Below are 15,030 nucleotides of genomic sequence, written 5' to 3' on the forward strand. Positions count from 1 at the left end.
GCGTGCCACCGGCTCAACCCGGGGCCGATGCGAATGTTCCGGGCGCGGGCGGGCGCGCGACGCGGCGTCAGCGCGGCGTGTCGCACAGCGCCGCGACGGCGGCATGGACCCCCGGCGCATCCGGCGTCAGCGCCACGATCCGCCGCGCCGCCGGGGCGTCAAAGGCCAGATCGGCGGCGGCGCTGATCGGCGCGATCCACAGGGGCGCGCGCGCCCGCGCGACCGCCGCCGCCGCCAGCCGGGCCGAGCGGGGCGAGAACAGCGGCAGGATCACCGGCGCGCCCCCCGCCAGCGCCTCCGCGGCCCGGGCGGGCAAAGGCAGCGCCGTCTGCGCATAGGTCACGACCGCAGGCAGCCCCAGTTCCGCCGCGACATGGGCGCCGCGCACATGCACCCAGCCCGGCCCCAATCCATGCAGCATCGGCATCAGCCGCGCCGCGTCGCCCGGCCCGGCCTGCGCGGCAAAGCCCGCGGCCGCCGCCACCTCGGCCGTGCGGGGTCCGACGCAGAGCGCCGGGCGTCCGCGACCCGGCCCCGCGAAGGCCACGCCGTTTTCCGACGTGAAGACCAGCCCCGCCGCCCCGTCGACAGCCGCGCGGTCGTGGGGCAGCGGCTCGATCCGCATCAGCGGCGCGATGATGGTGTCCAGCCGCAGATGCGCAAGCTCGGCCGCCAGCCGCAGGGCGGCGGGTTCGGGCCGGGTGATCAGCAGCACGGGACGGGGGCCGTCCGCCGGGCCGTTCATGTCGGGGGAAGGGGGCGCGCGCATGGTGTTTTCCTTGGCCCGATGATAACCGGGGCCAGACCGACTAGGCGCTTGCGCCACCCGAACTCAACCCCTCAGCCGCGCCAGTGTCCCCATGATCCTGACCTTTCTTGGCATCGAAAGCAGCTGCGACGACACCGCCGCCGCGGTCGTGCGCAGCGACGGGACGATCCTGTCGTCGGTGGTCAGCGGCCAGACGGCGCTGCACGCGGCCTTTGGCGGCGTCGTGCCGGAGATCGCCGCCCGCGCCCATGCGGAACGCCTGGACGGCTGCGTCGAACAGGCGCTGGGTCGCGCGGGCGTCGCGCTGCGCGATATGGACGGCATCGCGGTCACGGCCGGGCCGGGGCTGATCGGGGGCGTCATGGCGGGGGTCATGCTGGCCAAGGGGCTGGCCGCGGGGACCGGGCTGCCGCTGGTCGGCGTCAACCACCTTGCGGGCCACGCGCTGACCCCGCGGCTGACCGATGCGGTGCAGTTTCCCTATCTGATGCTGCTGGTGTCGGGGGGGCATTGCCAGTTCCTGCGCGTGGACGGGGCGCAGGATTTCACCCGGCTGGGCGGCACCATCGACGATGCGCCGGGCGAGGCGTTCGACAAGGTCGCCAAGCTGCTGGGCCTGCCCCAGCCCGGCGGCCCCGCCGTCGAAGCCGAGGCCGCGCAGGGCGATCCCGCCGCGATCCGCCTGCCGCGCCCGCTGCTGGACCGTCCGGGCTGCGACCTCAGCTTCTCGGGGCTGAAGACGGCGGTGCTGCGCGCCCGCGACGAGGCGATCGCCGCCCACGGCGGGCTGCGCCTGCAGGACCGCGCCGATATCTGCGCCGCGTTCCAGGCGGCGGTGGCCGAGGTGCTGGCCGAAAAGACCCGCCGGGCGCTCGCGGCCTCGCCCGTGCCGCTGATGGCGGTGGCGGGCGGGGTCGCCGCGAACGGGGCGATCCGGGCGGCGCTGGACGGCGTGGCGCGCGAACGGGGCGTGCGGTTCCTGGCCCCGCCGCTGGCGCTGTGCACCGACAACGCCGCGATGATCGCCTGGGCCGGGATCGAGCGGTTCCGCCTGGGCCACCGCGACGGCCTGGACCTGGCCGCGCGCCCGCGCTGGCCGCTGGACCATGCCGCCGCCCCCATGCTGGGTGCGGGCAAGCGGGGCGCCAAGGCATGAGCGTCGCGGTCCTTGGCGCAGGCGCCTTCGGCACCGCGCTGGCGGTGGCGCTGTCGGCCAGCGGGCCGGTGACATTATGGGGACGGCGCATCGGCTGGCGCGGGGAAAACCCGCATCTGCCCGGCGTGGCGCTGCCCGCGAACGTCACCGTGACGGACCGGCTGGACGACATCGGCGCGCCGATCCTGCTGATCGCCATTCCCGCGCAGGCGCTGGCGGGCTTTCTGGGCGACCACGCGGCCGCGCTGGACGGGCGGGCGCTGGTCAGCTGCGCCAAGGGCATCGACCTCGGCTCGGGCCGCTCGCCCGCCGGGATGCTGGCCGCCGCCTGCCCGGCGGCGACCGTGGCCGTCCTGACCGGCCCCAGCTTTGCCGCCGACATCGCGCGCGGCCTGCCCACCGCGCTGACGCTGGCCTGCGCGGACGCGGACGCGGGCTTGCGCCTGCAGCACGCGCTGGCGACGCCGGCGCTGCGGCTTTACCGCACGACCGACGTGACCGGCGCGGAACTGGGCGGCGCACTGAAGAACGTGATCGCCATCGCCGCCGGCGCCGCCATCGGCGCGGGTCTGGGCGACAGCGCCCGCGCCGCGATCGTCACGCGCGGCTTCGCCGAGATGGCGCGGTTCGCCGCCGCGCGCGGGGCCGAACCCGACACGCTGGCGGGGCTCTCCGGCCTTGGCGACCTGATCCTGACCGCGACCTCGGCGCAGTCGCGCAACTTTCGTTTCGGCGTGGCGCTGGGGCAGGGGGCGGGGTTCGACCCGACCGTCACCGTCGAGGGCGCGGCCACCGCCCGCGCCGTCGCCGCCCTCGCCGCGCGGGACGGGGTCGAGATGCCCATCTCGGCCCTGGTCGCCGGGCTTGCCGAGGGGCGGATCGGCGTTAAACAGGCGATGGACCAGCTGCTGGCCCGCCCGCTCAAGGAGGAATGATGCCGCTTTTTGCCGTGATCTGCCGTGACAAGCCCGGCGCGTTGCAGACCCGACTGGACAACCGCCCCGCCCATCTGGCCCATCTCAAGGACAGCGACTGCGTCCGCATGGCCGGCCCGCTGGTCGAGGACGGCGAGATGCGCGGATCGCTGATCGTGCTGGAATGCGACGACGCGGCCGCCGCGCAGGCATGGGCCGACGCCGACCCCTATCGCGCCGCCGGGCTGTTCCGGTCGGCCGAGGTGATCGCGTGGAACAAGGTGATCGGATGAGCCGCCGCTGGCTGTTCAAGTCCGAACCCGACGTCTTCGGCTGGGACGACCTCGTGGAACGCGGCGCGGCGGGCGAGGAATGGAACGGGGTCCGCAGCTTTCAGGCCCGCAACCTGATGCGCGAGATGGCCGTCGGCGATCTCGGGTTCTTCTACCACTCCAACATCGGCAAGGAGATCGTCGGCATCGTCGAGGTGATCGCGCCCGCGCATCCCGATTCCACCGATGACAGCGGCAAGTGGGAATGCGTGGATGTGCGCGCGGTGGAACCGCTGCCGCGCCCGGTCACGCTGGCCGAGGCCAAGTCCGACCCGGCCTTGGCCGGGATGGTGCTGGTCGTCAACTCGCGCCTGTCGGTGCAGCCGGTCACGGAGGGGGAATGGGCCCGCATCCTGACGCTGGCCGGGAACGACGGCCCGGACGCAAGGGCGGAGGCCTGAGATGGAGCTGATGATCGTCATCGCCGCCGCGATCCTGGCGTGGGTGCTGGGGGCGCTGTGGTATCGGCTGACCGGCCGCATGTATGCCAACGCCTCGGCCCTGCAGGTGCGCAACATCGGCGACCCGCGCCGCCTTTCCGTCGTGCCGTATCTGCTGGCGGGCGTGGCGCTGGTCGCGGTGGCCGCGATGATGCGGGTGCTGTTCGTGCGCGCCGGCATCGACGGCCTTGCCGCGGGGCTGGTCTGGGGCGGCGGCCTGGGCGCGTTCCTGGTCGCGCCGTGGTTCCTGATCGAGAACACCTATTCCCCCCGCCCCGCGATGATGACGGTCATCGACATGGGCTATGCCGTGCTGGCCTGCGCGGCCATCGGCGTGGTGATGGGCGGGATCTGACCGGAGCCGGCCCGGTGCAACCTTGGGGCGGGCGGCATCGGCGCGGCCTGTCGGCCAGCGTCCGCGCCGTGACGCAACGGCAAGCGCCCGGCAGGCTTCTGCGCGGCGACCGGCGCGATGATGGACGGGACGTGACGACACGGGACCGACGGTCTCCGGTGCCGCCTTCGCACGGGACAAAGGGAGGCAGCCCCGGCCCGGACCGCTGGTCGCCGGCCTTGCGCAAGGTTCCCGTGCGGTGATGCGCCCACACGCGCCCGTCAGGCTGCCGCGCCGTCGCGCCGGTCGCCGACGCCCCCCGCGCCCATCCCCGCGCCGCATCGTCGCACGCCCCGCCGGCCCGGTCGCCTTGCCCTTGCCGCGCATGCTTCCTAAGACCCCCGGGTCATACGGAGGACAGACATGGCGCGCGGACCCAGGGTGATCGTGGACAGGCCGGCCACGAAACGCATCGGCGCGCTGCGGGCGCTGTGGCCCTTCGTGCGGTCCTATCGCGTGCTTCTGGTCGGGGCGGTCCTTGCGCTGATGCTGACCTCGGGGATCAGCCTGATCCTGCCCGTGGCCGTGCGCCGCGTCGTCGACGGCTTCAACCACGAGGCCGAGCTGCTGGACCAGTATTTCCTGGCAGCGCTCGGCATCACCGCGCTGTTGGCCGTGGGCACCGCGCTGCGTTATGCGCTGGTCACACGGTTGGGGGAACGGGTCGTGGCCGACATCCGCCGCGCCGTGTTCGACCGCGTCATCGGCCTGTCGCCCGCCTTTTTCGAACGCGTCATGACTGGCGAGATCATCAGCCGCATCACCACCGACACCACGCTGATCCTGTCGGTCATCGGGTCGTCGGTGTCGGTGGCGCTGCGGCAGGGGCTGGTCGTCGCGGGCGGCCTGGTGATGCTGCTGTTCACCTCGGCCAAGCTGACGGGCCTGCTGATGCTGGTCGTGCCGGTCGTGCTGGTGCCGATCATCGTGCTGGGGCGCCGACTGCGGGGGCTGTCGCGCGAAAACCAGGACTGGATCGCGGCGTCGTCCGGGTCGGCGTCCGAAAGCCTGCTGGCCGCGCAGACCGTGCAGGCCTTCACGGCCGAGGCGGCGACCCGCGCGGCCTTCGCCGACGTGACCGAGAAATCCTATGTCGCCGCCCGCCGCCGCATCACCACCCGCGCGGTGATGACCGCCGTGGTGATCTTCCTGATCTTCGCCGGCGTCACGGGCGTCCTGTGGGTCGGCGCGCGCGACGTGCGCGCCGACATCATGACGGTGGGCGAGCTGGTGCAGTTCGTCATCTATGCCGTCATGGTCGCAGGCTCGGTCGGCGCGCTGTCGGAACTGTGGGGCGAGCTGCAGCGCGCGGCGGGCGCGACCGAGCGGCTGGGCGAGCTGCTGGCGACACAGGACACGCTGACCGATTCCGCCGACCCGGTGGCGCTGCCTCATCCCGCGCAGGGCCGGATCGAGTTCCGCGACGTCACCTTCCACTATCCCACCCGCCCCGACGTGTCGGCGCTGAACGACGTCACGCTGACCATCGCGCCGGGCGAGACGGTGGCGCTGGTCGGCCCGTCCGGCGCGGGCAAGACGACGGTGGTGCAGCTGATCCAGCGGTTCTGGGATCCCGAAAGCGGCAGCGTCTGCATCGACGGCATCGACCTGCGGCGCATGACGCGCGCCGATTTCCGCCGCGCCATCGCGCTGGTCCCGCAAGACCCGGTGATCTTCGGCGCGACCGCGCGCGACAACATCCGCTTTGGCCGCCCCGACGCGACCGACGCCCAGATCGAGGCCGCCGCCCGCGCCGCCCACGCGCATGATTTCCTGACCGCGCTGCCGGGCGGCTATGACAGCTTTGTCGGCGAACGCGGGGTGATGCTGTCGGGCGGCCAGAAACAGCGCATCGCCATCGCCCGCGCCATCCTGCGCGACGCGCCGATCCTGCTGCTGGACGAGGCGACCAGCGCGCTGGACGCCGAATCCGAACGGCTGGTGCAGGATGCGGTGGACGTGCTGGCGCGCGGCCGCACGACGATCATCGTCGCGCACCGGCTGGCGACGGTGAAAAAGGCCGACCGCATCGTCGTCATGCAGGACGGCCGCATCATCCAGCAGGGCACCCACGACCAGCTGGTCGCGCGCGAGGGTCTTTATGCCCGGCTGGCCCGGCTGCAGTTCACCCAGGGCTAGCGCAGCATCGCCCGCATCAGCGACCGGAACCGCCGGCCATAGGGCGGCGCGACAAGGCCGGTGCCGTTCCAGCGCGCCTGCACCACCACCGCCGTCAGGTGCGACATCCGGTCGAACCCCGCCCGGCCGTGATAGGCGCCCGTGCCGCTGGCCCCCACGCCGCCAAAGGGCAGGTCGTGCTGGGCCACGTGCAGCAGCGTGTCGTTGACCGTGACGCCGCCCGCCACCACCGCATCCAGCAGCCGGTCGCGCGTGGCGCGGTCATCGGTGAACGGATAGAACGCCAGCGGGCGGGGGTGGCGGGCGATCACGGCCAGCGCCTCGTCCAGCGAAGCATAGGGGATCACCGGCAGCACCGGGCCAAAGATTTCCTGCTCGGCCAGCGGCCCGGCCGCGCCCGTCACGATCAGCGGCGGCAGCAGGCGGCGGGCGGGGTCCGGGGCCGCGTCGCTTAACGGGTGCAGGGTCGCGCCTTGCGCGCGGGCGGCCTCGATCCACGCCGCCAGCCGGTCGAACTGCGCGGCCGAGATGATGGTGCTGTAATCCGGGTTGCCGCCAAGCTGCGGGTAATGCCGCCCGACCCACGCCCGGCAGGCCGCGATGAAGGGCTGGACGCCGCTTGTGGGCACCAGCGCGTAATCCGGCGCGATGCAGGTCTGCCCCGCGTTCAGCAGCTTGCCCGCCATGATCCGCGCGGCCGCATGGTCCAGCCGCGCATCGGGCGCGACCAGCGCGGGCGACTTGCCGCCCAGCTCCAGCGTGACGGGGGTCAGGTTCGGGGCGGCAGCGGCCATCACCTTTGCCCCCACGGCCGTCGATCCGGTGAACAGCAGGTGATCCCAGGGCAGGGCGGTGAAACGGGCGGCGATGTCCGGCCCGCCGGTGACGGCCGCCACCTCGGCCGGGTCGAAATGGCGGCCGATCAGCGCGGCCAGGCTTTCGGCGAACTGCGGCGCGTGTTCCGACAGCTTGATCATCGCCCGGTTGCCCGCCACCAGCGCCGAGGTCAGCGGCCCCGCCGACAGCATCAGCGGATAGTTCCAGGGCGCGACGATCCCCGCCACGCCCAGCGGCTGCGGGCGGATCATCGCGCGCGCCGGGCGGAACCACAGCCCCACGCCCGCCCGGCGCGGCGCCATCCAGCGGCGGCCGTGGCGGCGGGCGTGGGCGATGCCGGCCAGTACGGGGAACAGCTCGGCCAGCTCGGTCTCGGCTGCCGGGCGCTGGCCGAAATCGGCGGCGATGGCGCGGGTCAGGGCCGCGCGGCCGTCGCGCAGCGCGCGGTCCAGCGCCGCCAGCCGCGCGTCCCGCGCGGGCCAGTCCACGGCGGGCTGGGCGCGGCTGGCGCGATGCTGGGCGTCGAACAATGCATCAATCGTTTCAGGTCGCATGGCCGCCTTTCTGCTGGTTGCGGGCGTCGTTCCAAGCCGCGTGAAAGCCGCGCCCGATTTCCGTGCGCGCGCGGCCTGCGTTCGGGTAAAGTCGTCGCATGGACACGCTGTTTCCCCTTCCCGATCCCGACGCGCTGTATCGCGCCCTGACCGCGCGCGACCCCGCGTTCGACGGCCGCGCGCTGGTCGGCGTCACGACCACCGGCATCTTTTGCCGCCTGACCTGCCCGGCGCGCAAGCCGCGACCGGAAAATTGCCGCTGGTTCGACAGCCCGGCGGCCGCGCTGGGGGCGGGGTTCCGCCCCTGCCGGCGCTGTCATCCGCTGGGACCGCAAGCGGACGGCGATCCCGTCATCCGCCGGATGCTGGCCGCGCTGACCGCCGATCCCACCCGCCGCTGGTCCGAGGCGGACGTCGCCGACACCGGCATGGACCCGTCCACCGTGCGGCGCGCCTTTCGCCGGCACTATGGCCTCAGCTTTCTGGAACTGGCACGGCAGATGCGGCTGCGCGCAGGCGTGGGCGCGCTGCGGGGCGGGGCGCAGGTGATCGACGCGCAGCTGGACGCCGGCTTCGACAGCGCATCGGGGTTCCGCGAGGCGTTCGCCCGGCTGTTCGGCCATCCGCCGCAGGCGATGACGCAGGGCGCGCCCGGGCTGGTCGCCGACTGGATCGACACGCCGCTGGGGGGCATGATCGCGCTGGCCGACGCGCGCAGCCTGCATCTGCTGGAGTTCGTGGACCGCAAGGGACTGGGCGCCGAACTGCGCGCCATGTCGGCGGGCGCGGGCGGGCGCATCGGGCTGGGCCGCACCGCCGTCACGGAGGCCGCCGAGGCGCAGCTGGCCGACTATTTCGCCGCCCGCCGCCCCGGCTTTGACCTGCCGCTGACGCTGCATGGCACGCCGTTCCAGCGCGCCGTCTGGCAGGCCCTGCGCGAGATTCCCGCCGGCGCGACCGTCAGCTATGGCGATCTGGCCGCCCGGCTGGGCAGGCCCACCGCGGCGCGCGCCATCGCACGGGCCAACGGCGCCAACCAGATCGCCATCGTCGTGCCCTGCCACCGGGTCATCGGGGCGGATGGCACGCTGACCGGCTATGCCGGCGGGCTGTGGCGCAAGCAGGCGCTGATCGACATCGAACGGCGGCTGGCCCGGGGGCGCGGGTGACCCCGCCCGCCGCGCTTGCGTGAAAACCGGTGCGCGCCTAGTGTCGGCCCCGGTTTTCGGGGGGTCCGCGTTGCCGGTTTCGCGTCGTCACGCCATGCAGGGGCTGATGCTGGCCCTTGCGCTGCCCGCCGTGGCGGGTCGGGCGCGGGCGGCCGTCCCCGCGTCCGGCCCGGCGTTGATCATGGTGGACCTTGCCGGATGCAGCTTCTGCGCGGCGTGGCGGCGCGAGATCCTGCCCGGCTATGGCGCCCATCCGGTGGGGCGCGCGCTGCCGCTGACGATCGTGCCTCTGGACGGCCCCTGGCCCGACGGTCTGGTGCTGGACCGCGCGCCGCGGATCACCCCCAGCTTTCTGATCCTGCGCGACCGGATCGAGGTGGCGCGGCTGGAAGGCTATCCCGGCCCCCGCCATTTCTGGCCCGCGCTGGTTCAGGTGATGAACGGGGGCGGGGCATGACCGCGCCCGCGCCGCAGCCGCTGCGCCCCGACCCCGCCGCCGAGCCGGGCCTCATGGCCGCCCGCGCGGCCGAGGCAGCGGCGCTGCTGAAGGCGCTGGCCCACGAGGGGCGGCTGATGATCCTGTGCCACCTTGTCACGGGCGAAAAAAGCGTGGGCGAACTGGAAACCCTGCTGGGCCAGCGCCAAGCGGCCGTCAGCCAGCAGCTGGCCCGCCTGCGCGAGGATGGGCTGGTCAGCTGCCGCCCGGACGGCAAGGCGCGGCTTTACGCGCTGGCCGACGACCGCGCGGCCGAGATGATGGGCGCGCTGCACCGCGTGTTCTGCGCCGACCCGGCCGGGCGCCCGTGACGCCCCTTTGCTCGCCCCGGCCGCTGCGCTAAAGCCTGCCCGACCGCTTGCGACAGGGAAACAGGCCAATGCACGACATCCGCATCATCCGCGACGACCCCGCCGGGTTCGATGCCGCACTGGCGCGGCGCGGGCTGGCGCCGATGTCGCCCGCAATCCTTGCGCTGGACGCCGAACGCCGCGCCCGCATCGCCGAGGCCGAGGCCGCGCAGGCCGACCAGAACCGCGCCAGCAAAGAGGTGGGCGCCGCCAAGGCCCGCGGCGACGATGCCGGGTTCGAACGGCTGCGCGCGCTGGTCGCCGACAGCAAGGCGGCGGTCGCCGCCCAGTCCGCCCGGGCCGAGGCGCTGGACCGCGAATTGCGCGACCTGCTGATGACCATCCCCAACCTGCCGTTGGACCGCGTGCCCGACGGCGCGGATGAACGCGACAACGTGGAAATCCGCCGCTGGGGCCAGCCCCGGGCGCTGGATTTCACGCCGTCCGAGCATTTCGACATCGCGGGCGTGCAGGGCGGCATGGACTTTGCCACCGCCGCCAAGCTGTCGGGGGCGCGCTTTGTCGTGCTGAAGGGGGGCGTCGCGCGCATTCACCGGGCGCTGGCGCAGTTCATGCTGGACCTTCACGTCACCCGCCACGACCTGCTGGAAACCTGGACGCCGGTGCTGGTCCTGCCCGCCATGATGGAGGGGACGGGCCAGCTGCCCAAGTTCGGCGAGGACAGCTATCAGACGCGCGAAGGCTGGTGGCTGGTCCCCACGGCCGAGGTGACGCTGACCAACACCGTCCACGGCGATCTGGTCGATCACGCCACGCTGCCCCGCCGCCACGTCGCCCATACCCAGTGCTTCCGGTCGGAAGCCGGGTCGGCGGGGCGCGACACGGCGGGCATGCTGCGCCAGCACCAGTTCGAAAAGGTCGAGATGGTGTCGATCACCGACGCCGCCTCGGGTCAGGCCGAACACGCCCGGATGACCGAATGCGCGCAGGCCGTGCTGGAGGCGCTGGAACTGCCCTACCGGACCATCGTGCTGTGCACCGGCGACATGGGGTTTGGCGCGCGCATCACCCATGATCTGGAAGTGTGGCTGCCCGGGCAGAACTGTTACCGCGAGATCTCCTCGGTCAGCTATTGCGGCGATTTCCAGGCGCGGCGGATGAACGCCCGCTATCGCCCCGAGGGCGGCGCCCGGCCCGAGTTCGTCCACACGCTGAACGGCTCGGGCCTGGCGGTCGGGCGGGCGCTGATCGCGGTTCTGGAGAACGGCCAGCAGGCGGACGGCTCGGTCGATCTGCCTGCGGTCCTGCACCCCTATCTGGGCGGCGCGACGCGGCTGGGCGCGGACGGCCGCCTGGGCTGAGCCGGGCGGCCACGCGGTCCCGGCAAAACGGCTGCGCGGGCGGAACCGGCCTTGGTTTGCGGTTGGTTTGCCCGGCGTTCTGCACCCCTATCCGGGCGGCGCGATGCGGCTGGAACCCGGCGGCGGGCTGGGCTGGGCCGGGCGGCCGCGGCGGTCCGGCAGAACGGCCGCGCGGGCGGAACCGGCCTTGGTGCGCGGTTGGTCGGCACGCGGTCCTGCACCCCTATCCGGGCGGGGCGACGCGGCTGGAACCCGGCGGCCGTCCGGGCTGGGCCGGGCGGCCGCGGCGGCCCGGCGAAACGGCCGCGCGGGCGGAACCGGCCTTGGCCCGCTCGGCGTTAGGCTGCATGTTCCGCGCGATCGCCGCCTTTCTGGAAAGCTTTGCCGTCGGGTGCTTTGCGCTGACGACGCTGGCCATCGCCGGGGCGGAACGCCAGGCCGCGCCGCAGGTCCGCAGCCTGGCATCGCTGGACATGCTGCTGCGGCCGGTGAACGCGCCCGCGATCCCGGACGTGCCGATGGGCATCGTCGCGCAGCCGGTCAACGGGGTGCTGTGGTCGCTGATGTGGCTGGCGGTGGGGTGCGCGTTTCTTCACGTTGTCGTGCGCCTGTCGCGGCGGTTCTGCGCGCCGCCGCGGGTGATGGTCTCGGTCGGGCTGCTGGCCGGGGCGGTGGCGCCGTGGATCGTCCCGCATTCGCAGGTGCTGGGGCTGGCGATCGGGGTGCTGGGCGTGCTGGCGCTGGTCCAGGGCCTGTTCGACGACACCGCGGCGCACGGCGACGAGGATTGGGGGCTGATGCCGCTGGGGATCGTGACGGCGTGGGCGATGCTGTCGCTGATGTGGGCTGCGGGCATGGCGATGCAGCACCGGTGGGGCGTGGACCCGCAGCGCGCGGCGCTGCTGGTGCTGCTGGCGGCGTCGCTGGCCGGGGCGCGCATCCAGTTGTCGCTGGGCCGCAACATCGCATTCTCGCTGACGCTGATCTGGGCGATGATCGGGATCGCCGCCGCCGCGCTGGGGGGCAGCATGACGGTGGCCACCGCCTGCGTGCTGGGCATCGCGTCGATGGCGGTGGTGATCGTCCGGGTCACGACCTGACCTACGTCCCGGCGGGCGCCCAATAGGCATAGCCGCCGATCTCGGCGAACCCCAGCGCGTCATACAGCGCAAGCGCGGCGGTGTTGTCGCGCAGCACGGCCAGCGCCAGCACCTCGGCCCCGTCGCGCGCGCCCAGTTCGGCCGCGCGGCGGACCATCCACCCCGCGACCCCGTGCCGGCGCGCGCCCGGCACCACGGCCAGCGCGTGCAGCATGGCGACCGGACCCAGCGTGGCGACAAAGGCGCAGCCGGCCGCGCGGTCGCTGACACGCCCCAGGATCGACGACTTGGGCACCGTCGCGCGGTCCATCACCGCCTACCGGGCCGGGCCGACGCCCAGTTCCGTCCACAGGTCGCGCTGGATCGCCAGCGGCGGCCAGACCGGCAGGGCCGTCATCGTCGGGATCGGCCGGTGGGCCAGCATCGCGGCGGCGGCCTGCATCAGCACGGTCGGCCGGAACGGCCGCCATCCCCGCGCCGACAGCGCCTGGGCAAGCGCGCGGTCGCCGTCATCGACGGCGAACAGGGGCGGCTGGTCCCAGCCCCGCTGAACCGCGATGGCCGCGTCGATGTCGGCGGGCCGCCACGGCCCCGTCGCGCGCGCGGCGCTGACCCGGCCGCCGCCGCCCAGTCCGCGGCCGACCGACAGTCCGCCCGCCTGAACATGGTCCGCCGCAGGCCAGGTGGCGCGGAACGCCGCGTCGAAGGCGGGCGAGATCACAGCCCCAGCCGGTCGCGCAGCGCCGCCACGGCCGCCGCCACGCGCTGGCTGTCCAGCCCGCGGATGACCAGGTTCGTCCCGTAGGCGCCGTCGCGGCTAAAGGGATAGCTGCCCAGCGACAGGTCGGAAAAGGCGCGGGCGATGTCGCGCAGGCCGTCGGCCACTTCGGATTCGGGGCGGTGGATTTCGATCGTCTCGCTGACCGGGGGACGGCCGGGGTTCAGGCGCGGGACCAGCGCCTCGACCATGCTGCGGAACACCTCGGGGACGCCGGCCATGACGTGGGTGCCGCCGATGGAAAACCCCGGCGCGGCGGACACGACGTTCCGGATCAGCGCGGCGCCCGCGGGGATGCGCGCCATCCGCAGGCGGCTTTCCGTCATCTCGACCCCGCGCGCGGCCCAGCGTTCGGCCATGACGCGGCGCGCGTCCTCGTTCATTTCTATCGCCACGCCGAAGGCGTCGGCCACCGCGTCGGCGGTGATGTCGTCATGCGTCGGCCCGATGCCCCCCGAGGTGAAGACCATGTCCCACGCGCCCCCCAGCGCGCCGTCCAGCGCCCGCAGCGCCGCGACGATGGCGGCGTGGTCGTCGGGCACGACGCGGATTTCGCGCAGGTCGATGCCGATGCCGTTCAGGATGCCGGCAAGGTGGTGGGCGTTGGCGTCGCGGGTCCGCCCGGACAGGATTTCATCGCCGATCAGCAGGATCGCGGCGGTCGGGTTGTCGGATTGCATCGGCTGCTCCGTTGTTCGGGCGCATCATGCCCGCGTGCGGGGGGCTGGAACAAGGGGCGGGCGCGGACTATCTGGACGGGGAACGAAAGGACCGGCCATGAACGACGCCCGCGTGACCCGCGAGGGTATCCGCATCCACGCCCCCGAGGATTTCGCGGGCATGCACGCCGCAGGCCGCATGGCCGCGCTGATCCTGGACGAGGTCGGCCCCCTGGTCGTCCCCGGTGCCACCACCGGCGCGCTGGACGATTTCATCCGCGGCCGGGTCGAGGAGCTGGGCCTGACCAGCGCCACCATCGGCTATCGCGGCTATCAGCACGCATCCTGCATCAGCGTGAACCATGTCGTCTGCCACGGCATCCCCGGCGACAAGCTGCTGGCCGACGGCGACATCCTGAACATCGACGTGACGGTGATCCAGGACGGCTGGTTCGGCGACAGCTCGCGCATGTATGTGGCGGGGACGCCCAGCGTCAAGGCGCGGCGGCTGATCCGGGTCACCCACGACAGCCTGATGAAGGGGATCGAGGCCGTGCGCCCCGGCGCCACTTTCGGCGACATCGGCGCGGCCATCCAGACCTATGTCGAGGGACACAAGATGTCGGTGGTGCGCGATTTCTGCGGCCACGGGCTGGGCCGCGTGTTCCACGCCCCGCCGAACGTCCTGCATTACGGCCGCCCGGGCCGTGGCGCGGTGCTGGAGGAGGGGATGTTCTTCACCATCGAGCCGATGGTGAACCTCGGCCGCCCCGAGACCAAGGTGCTGGCCGACGACTGGACCGCCGTCACCCGCGACAAGTCGCTGTCGGCGCAGTTCGAACATGCCGTGGGCGTGACCGCGGACGGGTGCGAGATCTTCACCCTGTCGCCCGGCGGGCTGTTCTATCCGGCGATCTGACGGGCGGCGCGGCCGGACCGGGGCGACGTCAGACCGGGGCGCTGCCCCGGACCCCGGAGTATTTGCGCCAAGAAGAAGTTCAGGCGCCCGCCGCCAGCCGCTCCATGATGGCGCGGCGTTCGTCGTCGGGCATCGTGGCCCAGCGGGCGATCTGGTCCAGGGTGCGGCCGCAGGCGGTGCAGACGCGGCTGGCCGGGTCCAGCGCGCACAGCTTGCGGCAGGGGCTGGGGATCGTCATTGCGCCCCCAGGTGGCGCAGCCGGTCCAGCGCCCCTTGCAGGATATAGCCCGCCGCGACCTGGTCGATGACCTCGGCCCGGCGCTTGCGCGATGTGTCCGCCTCGAGCAGGGCGCGTTCGGCGGCGACCGTGGACAGGCGTTCGTCCCAGAAAGCGATGGGCAGCGGCGTCAGCCGCTCCAGGTTGCGGGCGAAGGCGCGGGTGGACTGGGCGCGCGGCCCCTCGGTCCCGTCCATGTTGCGCGGCAGGCCCAGCACCAGCCCGACCAGCCCGCGTTCCGCCGCGATCCGCAGCAGGGCGGCTGCGTCCAGCGTGAACTTCTCGCGCCGGATCACCGTCAGGGGCGAGGCCACCTGACGCAGCCCGTCGCTGACCGCCACGCCGATGGTCTTGGTGCCCAGGTCCAGCCCTGCCACCGCGCCCGCGCGGGGCAGGGCGGCGGCGAAATCCGCCATCTCGGCGCA

19 protein-coding genes are annotated in these 15,030 nt (G+C 73.3%); 12 read left to right on the forward strand and 7 right to left on the reverse strand.

Going from position 1 to position 15,030, the window contains the following annotated elements:
• Nucleotides 1–67: 67 nt before the first annotated feature.
• A complete protein-coding gene (locus EPA64_RS16870) occupies nt 68–769 on the reverse strand; it encodes a uroporphyrinogen-III synthase (RefSeq protein WP_281278533.1) in 702 nt (233 codons plus the stop codon).
• A 91-nt stretch (nt 770–860) separates the two neighbouring features.
• Between EPA64_RS16870 and tsaD the strand changes: the two genes are divergently transcribed.
• The 6 genes from tsaD to EPA64_RS01515 all read left to right on the forward strand — a co-directional run bounded on the left by tsaD (nt 861) and on the right by EPA64_RS01515 (nt 6,144).
• Nucleotides 861–1,925 (forward strand): tRNA (adenosine(37)-N6)-threonylcarbamoyltransferase complex transferase subunit TsaD, encoded by a 1,065-nt coding sequence (tsaD, locus tag EPA64_RS01490; RefSeq protein ID WP_134724453.1) that lies wholly within the window; start codon nt 861–863, stop codon nt 1,923–1,925.
• Nucleotides 1,922–2,860 carry an NAD(P)H-dependent glycerol-3-phosphate dehydrogenase gene (locus tag EPA64_RS01495; RefSeq protein ID WP_134724454.1) on the forward strand — a complete coding sequence of 313 codons (939 nt, stop codon included), beginning with the start codon at nt 1,922–1,924 and terminating at the stop codon, nt 2,858–2,860. Before tsaD ends, EPA64_RS01495 begins: the two co-directional genes overlap by 4 nt.
• A complete protein-coding gene (locus EPA64_RS01500) occupies nt 2,860–3,132 on the forward strand; it encodes a YciI family protein (protein WP_134724455.1) in 273 nt (90 codons plus the stop codon). Before EPA64_RS01495 ends, EPA64_RS01500 begins: the two co-directional genes overlap by 1 nt.
• Nucleotides 3,129–3,572 carry an EVE domain-containing protein gene (locus tag EPA64_RS01505; RefSeq protein WP_134724456.1) on the forward strand — a complete coding sequence of 148 codons (444 nt, stop codon included), beginning with the start codon at nt 3,129–3,131 and terminating at the stop codon, nt 3,570–3,572. The genes EPA64_RS01500 and EPA64_RS01505 overlap by 4 nt, the downstream gene beginning before the upstream one ends.
• 1 nt (nt 3,573) lies before the next feature.
• Entirely contained in the window at nt 3,574–3,966 is a 393-nt protein-coding gene (locus tag EPA64_RS01510) for a DUF1761 domain-containing protein (protein ID WP_134724457.1), read from the forward strand.
• A 402-nt stretch (nt 3,967–4,368) separates the two neighbouring features.
• Nucleotides 4,369–6,144 carry an ABC transporter transmembrane domain-containing protein gene (locus EPA64_RS01515; RefSeq protein WP_134724458.1) on the forward strand — a complete coding sequence of 592 codons (1,776 nt, stop codon included), beginning with the start codon at nt 4,369–4,371 and terminating at the stop codon, nt 6,142–6,144.
• Here the strand turns inward: EPA64_RS01515 and EPA64_RS01520 are convergent.
• The gene (locus EPA64_RS01520) at nt 6,141–7,511 is read right to left on the reverse strand and encodes a coniferyl aldehyde dehydrogenase (RefSeq protein WP_246026557.1); all 1,371 of its coding nucleotides are present in this window, start codon (nt 7,509–7,511) and stop codon (nt 6,141–6,143) included. The genes EPA64_RS01515 and EPA64_RS01520 overlap by 4 nt on opposite strands.
• A 122-nt stretch (nt 7,512–7,633) precedes the next feature.
• Here EPA64_RS01520 and EPA64_RS01525 point away from each other — a divergent pair, with 122 nt between their 5' ends.
• The 5 genes from EPA64_RS01525 to EPA64_RS01545 all read left to right on the forward strand — a co-directional run bounded on the left by EPA64_RS01525 (nt 7,634) and on the right by EPA64_RS01545 (nt 11,972).
• Nucleotides 7,634–8,704: a bifunctional transcriptional activator/DNA repair enzyme AdaA gene (locus EPA64_RS01525; RefSeq protein WP_134724460.1), complete on the forward strand. Its 1,071-nt coding sequence runs from the start codon at nt 7,634–7,636 to the stop codon at nt 8,702–8,704.
• 94 nt (nt 8,705–8,798) lie between these two features.
• On the forward strand, nt 8,799–9,161 hold the full coding sequence (locus EPA64_RS01530; RefSeq protein WP_246026558.1) for a SoxS protein: 363 nt from the start codon (nt 8,799–8,801) through the stop codon (nt 9,159–9,161).
• Nucleotides 9,158–9,511, forward strand: a complete 354-nt coding sequence (locus tag EPA64_RS01535; RefSeq protein WP_220443692.1) for an ArsR/SmtB family transcription factor — start codon at nt 9,158–9,160, stop codon at nt 9,509–9,511. The genes EPA64_RS01530 and EPA64_RS01535 overlap by 4 nt, the downstream gene beginning before the upstream one ends.
• A 68-nt stretch (nt 9,512–9,579) precedes the next feature.
• A complete protein-coding gene (gene serS, locus EPA64_RS01540; protein ID WP_134724461.1) occupies nt 9,580–10,872 on the forward strand; it encodes a serine--tRNA ligase in 1,293 nt (430 codons plus the stop codon).
• Nucleotides 10,873–11,219: 347 nt separating this feature from the next.
• On the forward strand, nt 11,220–11,972 hold the full coding sequence (locus tag EPA64_RS01545; protein ID WP_134724462.1) for a hypothetical protein: 753 nt from the start codon (nt 11,220–11,222) through the stop codon (nt 11,970–11,972).
• Between the two features lies 1 nt (nt 11,973).
• On the opposite strand, the gene EPA64_RS16630 is transcribed toward EPA64_RS01545, so the two are convergent.
• Genes EPA64_RS16630 through EPA64_RS01555 form a run of 3 tightly spaced genes read right to left on the reverse strand, consistent with a single transcriptional unit; the run spans nt 11,974 to nt 13,430 of the window.
• Complete coding sequence (locus EPA64_RS16630; protein ID WP_246026559.1) at nt 11,974–12,282, reverse strand: GNAT family N-acetyltransferase; 309 nt, start codon at nt 12,280–12,282, stop codon at nt 11,974–11,976.
• A 6-nt stretch (nt 12,283–12,288) separates the two neighbouring features.
• Nucleotides 12,289–12,693 (reverse strand): hypothetical protein, encoded by a 405-nt coding sequence (locus tag EPA64_RS16635; protein ID WP_246026560.1) that lies wholly within the window; start codon nt 12,691–12,693, stop codon nt 12,289–12,291.
• On the reverse strand, nt 12,690–13,430 hold the full coding sequence (locus EPA64_RS01555) for a competence/damage-inducible protein A (RefSeq protein WP_134724463.1): 741 nt from the start codon (nt 13,428–13,430) through the stop codon (nt 12,690–12,692). The genes EPA64_RS16635 and EPA64_RS01555 overlap by 4 nt, the downstream gene beginning before the upstream one ends.
• A gap of 97 nt (nt 13,431–13,527) precedes the next feature.
• On the opposite strand from EPA64_RS01555, the gene map reads away from it, so the two are divergent.
• Nucleotides 13,528–14,328 (forward strand): type I methionyl aminopeptidase, encoded by an 801-nt coding sequence (gene map / locus EPA64_RS01560; RefSeq protein ID WP_134724464.1) that lies wholly within the window; start codon nt 13,528–13,530, stop codon nt 14,326–14,328.
• 79 nt (nt 14,329–14,407) lie between these two features.
• On the opposite strand, the gene EPA64_RS01565 is transcribed toward map, so the two are convergent.
• Together EPA64_RS01565 and ruvX are read right to left on the reverse strand one after the other, a co-directional pair.
• On the reverse strand, nt 14,408–14,566 hold the full coding sequence (locus tag EPA64_RS01565) for a DUF1289 domain-containing protein (protein WP_134724465.1): 159 nt from the start codon (nt 14,564–14,566) through the stop codon (nt 14,408–14,410).
• Nucleotides 14,563–15,021, reverse strand: a complete 459-nt coding sequence (ruvX, locus tag EPA64_RS01570) for a Holliday junction resolvase RuvX (RefSeq protein WP_425467006.1) — start codon at nt 15,019–15,021, stop codon at nt 14,563–14,565. Before ruvX ends, EPA64_RS01565 begins: the two co-directional genes overlap by 4 nt.
• Nucleotides 15,022–15,030: the final 9 nt, after the last annotated feature.

The sequence above is a fragment of the Paracoccus luteus genome, assembly GCF_004522155.1.
In the GTDB taxonomy this organism is placed as follows: domain Bacteria; phylum Pseudomonadota; class Alphaproteobacteria; order Rhodobacterales; family Rhodobacteraceae; genus Paracoccus; species Paracoccus luteus.

Coding starts and splice junctions, on each gene's coding strand:
- EPA64_RS16630 (WP_246026559.1), bottom strand. CDS start 12,282: ATGGACCGCGCGACGGTGCCCAAGTCGTCGATCCTGGGGCGTGTCAGC.
- EPA64_RS16870 (WP_281278533.1), bottom strand. CDS start 769: ATGCGCGCGCCCCCTTCCCCCGACATGAACGGCCCGGCGGACGGCCCC.
- tsaD (WP_134724453.1), top strand. CDS start 861: ATGATCCTGACCTTTCTTGGCATCGAAAGCAGCTGCGACGACACCGCC.
- EPA64_RS01545 (WP_134724462.1), top strand. CDS start 11,220: ATGTTCCGCGCGATCGCCGCCTTTCTGGAAAGCTTTGCCGTCGGGTGC.
- EPA64_RS01495 (WP_134724454.1), top strand. CDS start 1,922: ATGAGCGTCGCGGTCCTTGGCGCAGGCGCCTTCGGCACCGCGCTGGCG.
- EPA64_RS01510 (WP_134724457.1), top strand. CDS start 3,574: ATGGAGCTGATGATCGTCATCGCCGCCGCGATCCTGGCGTGGGTGCTG.
- EPA64_RS01500 (WP_134724455.1), top strand. CDS start 2,860: ATGCCGCTTTTTGCCGTGATCTGCCGTGACAAGCCCGGCGCGTTGCAG.
- EPA64_RS01535 (WP_220443692.1), top strand. CDS start 9,158: ATGACCGCGCCCGCGCCGCAGCCGCTGCGCCCCGACCCCGCCGCCGAG.
- EPA64_RS01555 (WP_134724463.1), bottom strand. CDS start 13,430: ATGCAATCCGACAACCCGACCGCCGCGATCCTGCTGATCGGCGATGAA.
- serS (WP_134724461.1), top strand. CDS start 9,580: ATGCACGACATCCGCATCATCCGCGACGACCCCGCCGGGTTCGATGCC.
- EPA64_RS01525 (WP_134724460.1), top strand. CDS start 7,634: ATGGACACGCTGTTTCCCCTTCCCGATCCCGACGCGCTGTATCGCGCC.
- EPA64_RS01505 (WP_134724456.1), top strand. CDS start 3,129: ATGAGCCGCCGCTGGCTGTTCAAGTCCGAACCCGACGTCTTCGGCTGG.
- EPA64_RS01530 (WP_246026558.1), top strand. CDS start 8,799: ATGCAGGGGCTGATGCTGGCCCTTGCGCTGCCCGCCGTGGCGGGTCGG.
- ruvX (WP_425467006.1), bottom strand. CDS start 15,021: ATGGCGGATTTCGCCGCCGCCCTGCCCCGCGCGGGCGCGGTGGCAGGG.
- EPA64_RS01565 (WP_134724465.1), bottom strand. CDS start 14,566: ATGACGATCCCCAGCCCCTGCCGCAAGCTGTGCGCGCTGGACCCGGCC.
- EPA64_RS01515 (WP_134724458.1), top strand. CDS start 4,369: ATGGCGCGCGGACCCAGGGTGATCGTGGACAGGCCGGCCACGAAACGC.
- map (WP_134724464.1), top strand. CDS start 13,528: ATGAACGACGCCCGCGTGACCCGCGAGGGTATCCGCATCCACGCCCCC.